Source organism: Faecalibacterium gallinarum, from assembly GCF_022180365.1.
Classification (GTDB): domain Bacteria; phylum Bacillota; class Clostridia; order Oscillospirales; family Ruminococcaceae; genus Faecalibacterium; species Faecalibacterium gallinarum.
This window is the reverse complement of the sequence record NZ_BQKV01000098.1, coordinates 64173-77523: the sequence shown is the minus strand read 5'-3', so window position 1 is coordinate 77523 and position 13351 is coordinate 64173. Positions and strand designations below refer to the sequence as shown.

Genomic DNA, 13351 nt, shown 5'->3' with positions numbered 1-13351 from the left:
AGTACCCTTCTGCAAAAAGGACAACGACGGGGATATACCAACTGGCGCAGCTGCCGCAGGCGTATCCGCCCGGGTGCATAGTAGCGTTCTGCCGGGTCCCCAGCCATCAGTTTTTCTTCAGCGCCATCAGGATCCGCACCTGACCGCCGGCTGTGCAGCCAAAATTGTCGTACCAGCCGGTCAGATAATAATCCTCTGCGTTGATGGAGGCCAGGGTGGTCTTATAGTACACGCCCATATGCCACAGATAGACCTGCATATTATCCGACAGCTCATAGCGCTTGTCGCCCGAGGTGGCATAGGCTGCGCCCAGACCATCGATCAGGATGGGCTGAAGCTGTGCCATCGCGCGGACGTTGCCGTTGGATTCGGTCCGCACGGCAATCCCGCCCGCCAGAACCGGATATTTAATATCGGCGCTGGCCGTGGTGGGCATGCCGTCCACCATGTAAGTATACTGTGCACCGCTTGCAACGCTGCCGATAATGGAACCAACCAGACCATCGGTATTGTCCGCAATGGTGCCCAGAATCAGGCTGATGAGTTTGCCGGTGTTGCCGGTGAGGCCTTTCCAGATATCATCCAACAGGCTGCCGGTGGCCAGACCCGAAACGATCTTCATCAGCACGGCATCCGGCTGGATGCTGCCCAGCCCGGTGGAATCGCTGCGGTTGCTGATGCCCACCAGACACCCATAGGTCCAGATGTCGCCGGTCACGTCGTCCAGGATTAGGTGAGAAATCTCGCCCTTCTCGTTTAACTCATAGTAGCGCACATCCCCGGTGCTCAGATTCACGCCGTTCAGCCGGTCCGGGCGGATTACCACCCCGCCGCCCTCTGTTCCGGTATCCAGAATCTTTACGTCGTTGGCCAGCTTATATTCCCCCAGGGTCATGGCGTTGCTGTCAAACAGGCCGCCGACCGATCTGCCGTTGAGAGGCTGCACCTTCTCCCCTTCTTCGGAGGCGTGGATGGAGAGCAGCCAGCCCTCGGGATAATTTAAGTTCTTATCTACTTGAAAAGCACGGACGGTGCCGTCCGTGCAGAGAACTTTCACTACTTGAAGAACGTCCGCCCCATCCTGTACAGTCAGGGTACGGTTGGTGGATTCTACTACCCCGTAGTAGGTTTGGTCAACTTCCTCCTCGGTCACAATCCCGACGACCTCGTCGTCCATGCCCAGCAGGAGGGTGACCACCTGGCCCACGCCGCCGCCGGACAAAGCCGAAATGCGGTAAGCCACCGAAGAACTGCCGATCTTATAGGACAGGCCGGCGATGGTGACCGCCGTGGGAGCGCTGGCACTGGGGGAAACCGCAGTGATCCGGCCCGCTGCCCGGTTGGTGTAGATCCAAACGGCATTGAGGCTCTCACTGTAATAGTACACGTCGTACTGGTTCAGCTCAGAGGAGGTGGAAATCTGGCCGTTGCGGTAGATGGTCGCGGGCGCAAAGGGCAAAACCTCCCCCGCTGCCGCAATATAAGGACCATCCAAATTCTGGCGCAGCGCACCCGAAGCGTCCACCTCGCCCTCGGTGATGGTCAGGCCCAGGCTGCTGCCGTAAGTCTGGCCGCCGCTGGTGGTGGCCGTCAGGGTATTGTACATCAGCACTGCACACTCGGCGCGGGTGAGCTGGGCGCCCTGACCGCTGGTGATCTGGTCCCGCAGGCCCAGTTCCGTGGCCTTGCTCAGCTGAGCCGTGGGGAACGGGCCGCTCAGCTCAGAGGTCTTATAACCCAGCATTTTGAGGGCCGAGGTACAGGCAACCTCCAGCGTTACCGGGTCATTGGGGCGGAAGGTGCCATCGGTGTATCCGCTGATCCAGCCCTGCTGAACAGCGATCCGGATATACTCGGCGCTAGGGGTCTCGCTGGTGACATCGGGGAACAGGGTGCCCACTGCGCTCTGCTCACCCAGAGAATCTCTGTATACCGAGGCTGCAACCATCATCTGAGCAAACTCTGCCCGCGTGACCGGAGCGTCCAGATTCTGGCTCATCTCTGTGGACAGAATCCCCAGCATCCGCGCGGTCTGGATCTCCATATTGATATTGGCGCTGGCCGCCGCTGCCGGCAGCGAAAAAGCCGGAACCAGCAGACACACGGCGAGCAGGAGTGCAAGAAGACGTTTTTTCATATTCTTCTCCTTCAAAATGTTTCGTGGTGCGTATGGGAATCAACTGCCGGAATCCCCCGCCCCAAAGGGTCGAATGTTTCCGGCCGAAGCCACGCGGATCAATCGTAGCGCAGCGCCTCAATGGGGTTGAGCCGTGCGGCGCGACGGGCAGGCAAGAAGCCGAAGAAGATGCCGATGCCCACCGAGATACCAAACGCCACAATCACCGACTCAAAGGTTGGGGTGACCGTCGCATTCGTTTCCATAATCATGGGCAGGACCTGGTTGGCCGCAGCCGACAGACCATAGCCCAGTATAATGCCCATCACACCACCCAAAGCGGACGTGGTGGCGGCCTCCATGACGAACTGGAGCAGGATTGCGCCCTCCCGGGCGCCCAGCGCTTTGCGGATGCCGATCTCCCGGGTGCGCTCGGTGACCGACACCAGCATGATGTTCATAATGCCGATGCCGCCCACCAGCAGGGAGATGCTGGCAATCAGGGTCAAAACTGCGATGACCATGCCGATGGTCTCATTCATGACCTCCAGCATTTCGCCCATGCTGTAAACATAGTAGGCGTTTTCATCGTTATAGATTTTAAACAGCCCCTGTTCCACCGCCTCTTTGGCCTGGGTGGCGTAGTTTTCGTCGGTCATGGTTACCAGGTAGGTGTTGGGCACGCTCATGGCTGAGAGCCGCATGGCCGTGGAATACGGCACATACACGCAGTCGTCCTCGCTGCCCTCCTGCATATCCTGCTGTTCCACCTTGGCCTCCAATACGCCAACAATGCGGAATTTATTGGCCCCAACCTTGATGGTTTGGCCCACCGCGTCGCCGCCATAGGCTTTTCGGGCGAGATATGCACCGATGACACAGACATTTTTGTTCTCTTGGGAGTCCATATACTGAAGATCCCGGCCCTCCGCTATACGGTAGTTCCGCATCTCAATATAATCCTCGCTGACCCCTTTCACGGTGGTGTAGTGGTAACTCTCGGTGTCAACCTTCACCGTACCTTCGAGGTAAATCTCCGGCGAAACCGATTCCAAATAAGCGGGATTATCCTCAACAATCCGATACAGATCATCCACCGTGGCATTGCGGGAGGTTCCCCTGCCCCAGACCGAGACGGTCATGGTATTGATGCCCATGGAGGCGAAGCTTTCCCGAACCGAGTTGGTCATACCGGTGCCCAGACCGACGATCACGATAACGGCTGTAACGCCGATGATGATGCCCAGCATGGTCAAGATGGTGCGCAGCTTGTTGCTCCAGATATTTTTAATGGCAAGCCAGAAGGTTTCGGTTATGAGCATGCCTCATCACCTCCCTGTATCACCGGACGGATCATGGTCGCCTCCGGGGCGTGGGCGTCGCCATCGTAAACGATCCGGCCGTCCTCCAGGCGGATGATCCGCTGGGCCTGGAGTGCGATGGAGTTGTCGTGGGTGATGAGGATGACGGTGTGGCCCTGACGATGCAGGTCCTGGAGCATACCCAGGACCTCGCGGCCGGTATGAGAGTCCAGCGCGCCGGTGGGCTCGTCGGCCAAAATCACCGGCGGATTCCGGACCAGTGCCCGGGCAATGGAGACACGCTGCTGCTGGCCGCCCGAAAGCTGGTTGGGTTTATTCCGGAGCTTGTCGCCCAGCCCCACCTGCTCCAGCACCGCTTTGGCGCGGGCATGGCGCTGGCTTCGGGGCACCCGGGCGTAAATCAGCGGGACCTCAACGTTTTCCATCAGATTAAGCCGGGGCATCAAATTATACTGCTGGAAAATAAACCCCAGCATCTCATTCCGGATGGAGGCCAGCTGGTTGCGGCCCATCTTGCCCACGTCCTGACCGTTGAGCCGGTAGGTACCGCTGGTGGGAACATCCAGGCAGCCGATGATGTTCATGCAAGTGGATTTGCCCGAGCCAGACTGGCCCACAATGGCCACAAACTCCCCTCTTTCGATCTTCATGGAGATATGATCGGCAGCACGCACCACCGTGTCGCCCATCTGATAAAATTTGCAGACCTGGTCAAATTCAATCAATGCACTCATCTTGCACGGCCCCCCGCAAACACACGGATCTGACCCAGGGCCGGGCCGTAGGAGCTCTGGGTGGTCTCAACGCCGACCACATCGCCTTCCTGCAGGCCGCTGAGAATTTCCACATAGTTGTCATCGCTGACCCCTGTGGTTACCGCCACATAGACATAGCCATCCGGAGCTTTGCGGTCTTCCACAGCGTTAACCGCGCTGGGAGAATTCTTAGTTACCAGAACATAACCGCCCCGCTCGACGGCTCCATTGGGAACAGAGATCGCATTCTCGGTCTCAGCCACAATAATCTCGGCGTTGACGTTCATGCCGGGGCGCAGGCCATCGGTGTCGTCAATCTGGATGGTAACAGGGTAAGATGTGGTTCCGTTGTTGGTAGCACCCGCCATGGAAACACGGGTGACCGTGCCGGTATAAGACACGTTGCTGACCGCATCTGCTGTAATGGTAACGCTCTGGCCCACCTCAATGGCGCTGATATCCAGCTCGTCTACATTAATAATCATCTGCAGGTAGCTCATATCATAAATGGTGCACAGCGCCTGGGCTGTCTCGATGATATCGCCCTGCTTATACTTCTTTTCAATGATGGTACCGCTGATGGGAGAGGTAATGGTGTAGTTGTTCAGCTGCTCCTGGGCGTTTTCCATAGAGAGCTCTGCGCTGCGCAGAGTTTCCGCCGCATTCTGGATCGACTCGTCCAGATCCTCGCCCATGAGAGAGAGCAGAGCCTGGTCTTCCGCGATGGGGCTGCCCTCCTGAACATAGATCTCGGCCACGGTGCCGGCGGCCAGGGCAGTCAGGGTTTTCTCCGCCTGGTAGGCAAACGTGCCGCTCTCGGTGGAGTTGACGCCGTTGATGCTGGCGGTTGCCACCTGGGTATTGTTCAGAGTGCCGGCATTGGTGGCCGCAATGGTCACTGTGCGGACCAGCACGTTGCCGGTGCCCAGCACATCGCTGCCGGAGATGGCCGTCACCCGGCCCTCCAGAGTTTCAAAGGTGCCGTCCAGGGTGACGATGGCCGTTTGGCCTACGCTGAAATTTGCGGCATCCGCTGCGGGGAAAGGCAGCTTCAGGACCATCTGAGAGCTGTCCTGAATGACCGCAATCTCCTGGCCCTGGGTGACTTCGTCGCCCACCGCCACTTTCAGGGAGTAAACCACGCCGCCCACATCAGCCCGGACATACTGGGTATCCGCAATCTTGTCGTAACTGCGCTGTGCCTGTTCCAGGGCAATCTGTGCCTTCTCGATGTTGGTGGTGGCGGTGGTGTTGTCCACCTGGTAGAGAACAGCGCCCTTTTCTACAATGTCGCCCTCCTCAAATTCAGCCGAGAGAGCCTCGCCTGCCACCAGGGATTTGACGGTATATGTATTCGCCGGCTGCAGAGTGCCGTATCCGCTGAACGACTCCGAAATGGACCGCCGTTCCACCGTTTCCTGCACGTAAGAAGTCGAAGCAGCCACCGTCTTGGGCTGCGAGCCCTTGATCCAGAGCAGCCCCGCCAGGACCACCACACAGAGCGCGGGCACACCCCATTTCAGCTGTTTTTTCAGCGCAGGGTTGATTCGGGCGTCCGCATTCTTCTGGGAGTTTTGCCCGGCAGAAACATCCTTTTTGTTTTTCCAGATCATAGCAAAATTTTCCTCCTGATCTTGCTGTTTGGCCCCGCCATGGTTCTGCTTTGCATCCGGGGCCGGTAAACACTTCCAGTATAGCACATGTCTACCACTTTACAAGCAACCAAAGTTTGCTTCACACAAAACTTCCCAATTTGAGCCCTCTTTGGAAATAAATTTTCGGAAATTTTCCCAATAAAAAGGGCGGCGCCCCGGATGACATCCATCCGTAGCGCCGCCCCATGCGGTTACGCTGATTCTGTTTCGATGGTTACAAAAACCCCTGCGGGCATGCAGCAGGCCCACTGGCCTTCCTCATTCAGCCAGCCAAAGTCTTCACACACGCCGTCCGGACATTGACTGTCCATAAAGGCGATGGCGCCGTCCTTCACCTGAAGATGAACCACATACGCGCCCACCTCGTAGAGGTAGTCCCCATCTTCCGACAGAGGAAGATCCTCGGTGACCCCCATGCCGAAATCCACATGGGCGTACAAACCGGGTTTGTGGCTGCGGACCAGCCAGAGCCCCAACGCCGCCAGCAGGATCAAAGCCACAAACAGGACGTTGATCCAAAAGCGGCGGGGCCGCCGGGCCGCACCCTCTGATACGGGTTTTGCAGCCTTACTCATCCAACGTAAGCGCTGGCCTGCTGGCCGGCGATGCGGCCGAAGACGGTGAAGTCAGCCACAGCGTTGCCGCCCAGACGGTTTGCACCGTGGACGCCGCCGGTAACCTCACCAGCAGCGTACAGGCCCGGGATCACGGAGCCGTCCTCTGCCAGGACCTCAGTGTTGGCGTTGATGGTCAGACCGCCCATGGTGTGGTGGACACCAGCGGTGACCTTGATGGCGTAGTAAGGAGCGGTGTTCAGGGGGTTAGCGAAGCTGGTACGGCCGAACTCCTCGTCCTTGCCAGCCTCAACGCAGGCGTTCCACTTCTCCATGGTAGCGGCGAAAGCGGTAGCATCCACGCCCATGGCCTCAGCCAGAGCCTCATAGGTCTCGCCGGTCACGGTGTAGCCATTCTTGATGTAGCCCTGGATGACGCTGGAAGCATCCACCATGGCCTGGTCGATGATCAGCCAGCTGTAGCTGCCGGTCTGAGCGATCTCAGCAGCGGAGACAACATCACGGGTACCCACTTCGTCGGTGAAGCGGTTGCCTTCGGCGTTGACCAGGATAGCGCCGTCGCCGCGCAGACCCTCGGTGATCAGGGCAGCGGTGTTGGCCTCAACGGTGGGGTGAATCTGGATCTGATCCATATCCACAGTGCCAGCGCCGATGGCAACTGCCATGTCGATGCCCTGGCCCTGAGCGCCAGCAGCGTTGGTGGTCATGAAGCCGGCCAGATCGGGCTTGTACTCGACGACCTTCTCCAGGTTGGCGCCGAAGCCGCCGGTAGCCAGAACAACAGCCTTGGCGTTGACGGTGACGGTCTCGCCGCTCTTGCCGGTGGCAACGACGCCCACAGCAGCGCCGTTGTCGTCAGTCAAGATCTCGTTGGCGGTGGTGTTGAACAGGATCTCAACGCCAGCCTCCTCGCAGTTCTTCTCCAGCAGGGGGATCATGTAGCTGCCGACGGAGACAACCTTGCCCTCGTCGTTCAGGGGGCGATGGATCCGCTTGACGGAAGCGCCGCCGAAGCTGGAAACGCTGGGCATATCGATGCCGATGGAAGCCAGCCACTCGATGGCGTCAGCGGAGTTGGAGCAGAGAACCTCGACCAGCTCGGGGTTGTTGACGCCCTTGCCGCCGATCATGGTATCCAGCTCCATCAGCTCGACGGAGTCGAAGTAGCCAACGGGGTTGGCCTGGTACTCGGCCCACTGCTCAGCCACGGTAGCAGCCAGAGCGGTGATGGTCTCGTCGTCGGCGTAGCTCTCAGCAGCGGTAGCCAGGGTCTTCTCGACACCGGCAGCCTCGTTGAACTCGTTCTCGTCCTGAGCGGGGGTGTGGGTTGCGTTCAGGCCGCCGGTAGCGCGGACAGAGTTGCCTCCCACCATGGACTGGCTCTCAACGATCACGACGCTCTTGCCTTCCTTCGCAGCGGAGATGGCAGCGGTCATGCCGGCGCCGCCTGCGCCGACCACAACGATGTCAGCCTCAACGGTGGTATCCTCAGCGGTCTCCTCGGAAGCGTTGCCGACAAAGTCAGCAGCATCCAGGCCGGCGGCGGTCAGAGCAGCAGCCAGAGCCTCGTTGACAGCGTTGGAGGTGATGGTAGCACCCGAGACAACGTCGATGGAGCCCTTGTTGGCAGAGACGACCTCTTCGGGAGCGTTGGCCACGACCACAGAGCCGATGCCCTCGGTCTCATCGGGGCCTTCCACCACACAGTCGGTGATGACGCCATCGGTCAGGGTGACAGTCACAGTCACTTCACCCATACCATTGGCAGTGCCGGTGAATTCGCCCGACACGCCAGCAGAAGACGAGCTGCTGGCAGCGGTGGACTCACTCTTGCCGCCGCAGGCAGCCAGGCTGAAGACCATGGCCGCTGCCAGCACAAGAGCAGCAATGCGCTTTTTCATAGTGGATATTCCTTTCTTCTTGGTTGTGTGTGATGCGGACATACTCAACAAAAAAGGGGGAGTCGGGTCCCTTTTTTTAAGGAATACGGCTCCCCCCTGTCGAACAAAGGAAAACAGGGGATTAGGCGTTGGCCTGTGCAGCAGCGACGGCGCAAGCGACAGTGGCGCCAACCATCGGGTTGTTGCCCATGCCGATCAGGCCCATCATCTCAACGTGCGCGGGCACGGAGGAAGAACCAGCGAACTGAGCATCGCCGTGGACGCGGCCCAGAGAGTCGGTCAGGCCGTAGCTGGCGGGGCCGGCTGCGACGTTGTCCGGGTGCAGGGTACGGCCGGTGCCGCCGCCGGAAGCGACGGAGAAGTAGGGCTTGCCATTCTCGTTGGCCCACTTCTTATAGGTGCCGGCAACCAGGTGCTGGAAGCGGACGGGGTTGGTGGAGTTGCCGGTGATGGAGCACTGGACGTCCTCCTTCTTCATGATGGCAACACCCTCCATGACGTCGTTGGCGCCGTAGCAGCGGACAGCAGCGCGCTCGCCCTTGGAGAAGGGGATCTCCTTGACGACGGTCAGGGTCTGAGTGGGGATGTCGTACTCGGTCTGAACGTAAGTAAAGCCGTTGATCCGAGAGATGATGTAAGCGGCGTCCTTGCCCAGGCCGTTCAGGATGACGCGCAGGGGGGTCTTGCGTACCTTGTTGGCGGTGCGGGCGATGCCGATAGCACCCTCAGCAGCAGCGAAGGACTCGTGGCCAGCCAGGAAGGCGAAGCAGGTGGTGTCCTCGCTCAGCAGACGAGCGCCCAGGTTGCCGTGGCCCAGACCGACGTTGCGCTGCTCAGCAACAGAGCCGGGGATGGTGAAAGCCTCCAGGCCCTCGCCGATGGCGGAAGCGCAGGCGGCGGCATCGGTCAGGCCGCGCTTGACGGCGATGGCGGTGCCCAGGGTGTAAGCCCAGACGGCGTTGTCGAAGCAGATGGGCTGCACGCCGCGGACGATCTTGTCGCAGTCGATGCCCTTGGCGAGGAGCATCTCGTTGCAGGCGTCCAGAGACTCGAGGCCGTTGGCCTTCAGGCACGCCTCAATTTTGGGCATGCGACGATCCATAGATTCAAAAGTTGCCATTAGTTGCTCCTCCTCTCTTATTCCTCACGCGGGTCGATGTACTTGACGGCGCCCTGGTCCTCGCTGAAGCGGCCGTAGGTGCCGATGTTCTTCTTGTAAGCCTCGTTGGGCTCGACGCCGTGACGGATGTCCTCCATCATCTTGCCCAGCTTGACGAACTGGTAGCCGATGACCTCGTTGTTCTCGTCCACAGCCAGCTTGTTGATGTAGCCCTCGGTCAGCTCCAGGTAACGGACGCCCTTCTCACGGGTGGAGAAGATGGTGCCGGTCATGGAACGCAGGCCCTTGCCCAGGTCGTCCAGGCCGGCGCCGATGGGCAGGCCGTCCTCAGAGAAAGCGGTCTGGCTGCGGCCGTAGACGATCTGCAGGAACAGCTCGCGCATAGCCACGTTGATGGCGTCGCAGACCAGGTCGGTGTTCAGAGCCTCCAGGATGGTCTTGCCGGGCAGGATCTCGCCTGCCATAGCAGCGGAGTGGGTCATGCCGGAGCAGCCGATGGTCTCGACCAGAGCCTCCTCAATGACGCCGTTCTTGATATTCAGAGACAGCTTGCAGGTGCCCTGCTGAGGTGCACACCAGCCCACACCATGGGTGTAGCCGCTGATGTCCTTGATCTCATAAGCCTTGACCCATGCACCCTCTTCGGGGATGGGGGCGGGACCATGCTTAGGACCTTTGGTGATCGGGCACATGTTCTGTACTTGCTGCGAATAGGTCATAATCATACTCTCCTTTTGTAAAATTCACCGGCCGTCCGGCCACGCTGCCGCACCAGAACCGGTATAAACCACGCTTGGTTTTATTATAGAGAAATCGGTTCCATTTTGCAAGTTCTTTCACGCAAAAATCCTCCGTCAAAGGGGTTCTTGGGCACAGTTCGGCTGCTTGTACGCTTTTTGGTGCAGGTTTTGTGAATTTTTTGTCGTTTTTGCCATCCCGGGGTTTTCCGCCTCAGTTGGCCCGGGGCGAGCGCGGGGCCCGGGTGGGCCGGAGCAGCCAGATGGCTCCGAACCCGGCGGCCGCCGCCCCTGCTGCCAGCCAGTGGCGGCCCATCTCCAGCCCCAAACCATTGGCTAAAAAGGGAAAAGCCAGGCTCCCCGCCGTCTGTCCCAGGGCAAGAAAACCATAGTTGACCCCCGCGTGGGGCAGGCCGAACAGATCGGTGGAGAGGGCGGGCAGCACCGCCGCCAGGGCCGAGTAGCAGAAGGTCAGCCCCGCATAGACAGCAATCACGCCCCAGCTTTGTGCAAAAGCAAAGGCCACCGATAGTCCGAACAGCCCCCCGAACAGGAAAAGATCGGTCTTTCGCCGGCCGATTTTATCGCTGAGCAGAGGCATCAGCAGCCGCCCGGCGGCGCTGCCGCCGCTGCCCAGCACAATGGCCCAGACCGCCGCCCCTTCGCTCAAGCCCCTCTCCTGCCCCAGCCGGAGGATAATCGGGCTGAACAGCAGCACCGCCGGGGTGGAAAGGCAGACCGCTGCCGCGCAGAGCCAATACTGGCGGGTACAGAGCATCCGGCCGGGGGGATAATCCAGAGGTGGGGTTTTCTGCTTTTTGCCCTGCTGATCGGGGCGGGGCTTTTCGGCGGGCGGATCCGACAGCAAAGCGCTGCCTGCCAGGCAGACCGGCAGGGTCAGCCCGCCCAATGCCCAGAAGGCCCCGCGAATCCCCTCCACCGGGCCGAACCCCGCCACCGCCGCCCGGACAAAGAAGGTCAGAAAGGCCCCCGACAGCCCCACTGCCCCGCCGATGACACCGGTGGCCAGCCCCTTGCGGCCCTGGTACCACTTCTGGGCGCAGGACTGGATGGCGGGATACAAAAAGGCGCTGCCCAGCCCCGCCGGGATACTGAAAACCAGAAAAAAGGCCCAGCTCAGCCCCGGCGGCAGGGCTCCCGCCCCAAAGAAGCCCCCGCAGAGCAGGGCCGTTCCCCAGAGGGCGGCGCACCGGGGGCCCCGGCGGTCCTGCAAAAAGCCCCCCAAAAGGCACCCCACCCCAAAGGCGGCGATCAGCAGCGCGAAAGCATAGCCCGCCTGAGCCTCACTGAAGCCGTATTCCTCCATTACCGGCTGCTGAAAAGCCCCCCAGGCGGCAGGAATCCCGGTGAGAATTTGAATCACCGCCCCGGCCGCCAGCACCGCCCAGGGGTGCTCTGCGGTAAACCGGCCCATTTTCTGTTCCATATAATCTCCTTTCCGCCCCCCGAGAAGGGACACAGGCTATCCAGCTTATAGTGTATCCCCTTTTCGGTTGACAATCCGGGCTGAACCTTTATAATGAAAAGAGAGTATCGTCTGAACAAAGAGGAGCGAGAATGTTATGAAAATCCAAGCTTTAAAAGGAATGCGGGATCTTCTGCCTGCTGAGCAGAGCCTGCGCGATTATATTCAGGGCAAAATTCTGGAAACCTACCGTGCCGCCGGTTTTGAACGGATCTCCACCCCCATGCTGGAGGATATGGAAAACCTGGACAAATCTGAGGGCGGCGACAACCTGAACCTGATTTTCAAGGTTATGAAGCGGGGCGAAAAGCTCACCGCGGCTCTGGCCTCCGGCGATCCCAAGGAGCTGTCCGACATGGGTCTGCGCTATGACCTGACCCTGCCCCTCTCCCGCTACTACGCCGCCAACCGCAACGAACTGCCCAACCCCTTCAAGGTCATCCAGACCGACCGGGTGTTCCGGGCGGAGCGCCCCCAGAAGGGCCGCCTGCGGGAGTTTGTCCAGTGCGACATTGACATTCTGGGCGACTCTTCCCCCAATGCAGAGGTGGAGCTGATCGACGTGACCACCCGGGCCCTGCTCAACATCGGGTTCACCGGATTCACTGTCAACATCAACGACCGGCGCATCCTCCGGGGGATGCTGGAGAGCATGGGTTTTGCCCCCGAGACTCTGGACTCGGTCTGCATTACCTTTGATAAGATGGACAAGATCGGCGCCGAGGGGGTCCGGGCCGAGCTGACCGAGAAACAGCTGCCCGCTGAGGCCATCAACGCCCTGTCCGACTTCATCGCTGCCGGGGATGTCACCCTGGACGCCGTGGCCGCCCGCTGCGCCGACCCGGCCATCGCCGACGATCTGAAATACGTTCTTTCCACCGCCAGCGCCCTGGCCGCTGGGCGGTATGCCGTGGCCTACTGCCCCAGCCTGGTCCGGGGCCAGGGCTACTACACCGGCATGGTGTTTGAGGTCACCTGCCCCCAGTTCGCAGGAGCTGTGGCCGGCGGCGGCCGCTACGACAACATGGTGGGCAAATTCATCGGCCAGCAGGTGCCGGCGGTGGGTTTCTCCATCGGCTTTGAGCGGGTCTGCGGCATCCTGCTGGAGCAGGGTTACCAGATCCCCGGCGCAAAGGCCAAGCTGGCCCTGCTCTACCAGAAGGGGGACGACTTCGCTGCCGTCCTCCATCAGGCGGAGGCCCTGCGGGAGCAGTACAATGTCACCGTCCTGGCCCAGGGCAAAAAGCTGGGCAAACAGCTGGGCCAGCTGGAGGCTGCCGGCTTTGTGGGCGCAGCTTTCGCGGGCAAAGAAGAGATCAAGCTGTTCAGCGAGCGGAACTGAGCAGGCGCTCCCCAGTCTTAAATAAAAAATTTGGCCGGGTCTTCTGCGGTAAACAGGCAGAGGGCCCGGCTCTTTTTGACGGCAGAGCCAACAGGGCCGGTTGCACTTTTTTGTAAAACTTTTATAATTTTTATTGTTTTTCGGGATAAGTATTGCGCAATCATCCGAGATATGTTATCTTAGGGCCACACAACCAAGGATCCGTTGGGTTTGCATGAGAAATCTAAAAACGCAGGGCATTCCATTGTGCAGGGGTGTCGTGCGTTTTTGTCATACTGAGGGGCAGCGGTCCGTCCCCCACCCCGACGCATCAATTATCACCCTCGACAGGAGGTAGCAGAG

At 59.9% G+C, this 13351-nt stretch carries 10 protein-coding genes; 1 reads left to right on the top strand and 9 read right to left on the bottom strand.

All coding sequences use genetic code 11. The features are described from left to right. Window positions 1-106 precede the first annotated feature (106 nt). From JCM17207_RS10910 to JCM17207_RS10870, 9 genes are all read right to left on the bottom strand, one after another. Entirely contained in the window at window positions 107-2137 is a 2031-nt protein-coding gene (locus JCM17207_RS10910; RefSeq protein WP_238317653.1) for an S-layer homology domain-containing protein, read from the bottom strand. A 98-nt stretch (window positions 2138-2235) separates the two neighbouring features. Beyond that, on the bottom strand, window positions 2236-3438 hold the full coding sequence (locus tag JCM17207_RS10905; RefSeq protein ID WP_238317652.1) for an ABC transporter permease: 1203 nt from the start codon (window positions 3436-3438) through the stop codon (window positions 2236-2238). Further along, window positions 3429-4172, bottom strand: a complete 744-nt coding sequence (locus tag JCM17207_RS10900) for an ABC transporter ATP-binding protein (protein WP_238317651.1) — start codon at window positions 4170-4172, stop codon at window positions 3429-3431. The genes JCM17207_RS10905 and JCM17207_RS10900 overlap by 10 nt, the downstream gene beginning before the upstream one ends. Beyond that, on the bottom strand, window positions 4169-5806 hold the full coding sequence (locus JCM17207_RS10895; protein WP_238317650.1) for an efflux RND transporter periplasmic adaptor subunit: 1638 nt from the start codon (window positions 5804-5806) through the stop codon (window positions 4169-4171). The genes JCM17207_RS10900 and JCM17207_RS10895 overlap by 4 nt, the downstream gene beginning before the upstream one ends. 233 nt (window positions 5807-6039) lie before the next feature. Further along, window positions 6040-6423 carry a NusG domain II-containing protein gene (locus tag JCM17207_RS10890; protein ID WP_238317649.1) on the bottom strand — a complete coding sequence of 128 codons (384 nt, stop codon included), beginning with the start codon at window positions 6421-6423 and terminating at the stop codon, window positions 6040-6042. Beyond that, the gene (locus JCM17207_RS10885) at window positions 6420-8324 is read right to left on the bottom strand and encodes a flavocytochrome c (protein WP_238317648.1); all 1905 of its coding nucleotides are present in this window, start codon (window positions 8322-8324) and stop codon (window positions 6420-6422) included. Before JCM17207_RS10885 ends, JCM17207_RS10890 begins: the two co-directional genes overlap by 4 nt. Window positions 8325-8445: 121 nt before the next feature. Continuing rightward, window positions 8446-9444, bottom strand: coding sequence for a GGGtGRT protein (locus tag JCM17207_RS10880; protein ID WP_238317647.1), 999 nt, complete (start codon window positions 9442-9444; stop codon window positions 8446-8448). Between the two features lie 17 nt (window positions 9445-9461). Further along, window positions 9462-10163, bottom strand: coding sequence for an iron-sulfur cluster assembly scaffold protein (locus tag JCM17207_RS10875; protein ID WP_238317646.1), 702 nt, complete (start codon window positions 10161-10163; stop codon window positions 9462-9464). 232 nt (window positions 10164-10395) lie between these two features. Beyond that, window positions 10396-11628: an MFS transporter gene (locus JCM17207_RS10870; RefSeq protein ID WP_238317645.1), complete on the bottom strand. Its 1233-nt coding sequence runs from the start codon at window positions 11626-11628 to the stop codon at window positions 10396-10398. Between the two features lie 136 nt (window positions 11629-11764). Here JCM17207_RS10870 and hisS point away from each other — a divergent pair, with 136 nt between their 5' ends. Further along, window positions 11765-13009: a histidine--tRNA ligase gene (gene hisS, locus JCM17207_RS10865; protein WP_238317644.1), complete on the top strand. Its 1245-nt coding sequence runs from the start codon at window positions 11765-11767 to the stop codon at window positions 13007-13009. Window positions 13010-13351: the final 342 nt, after the last annotated feature.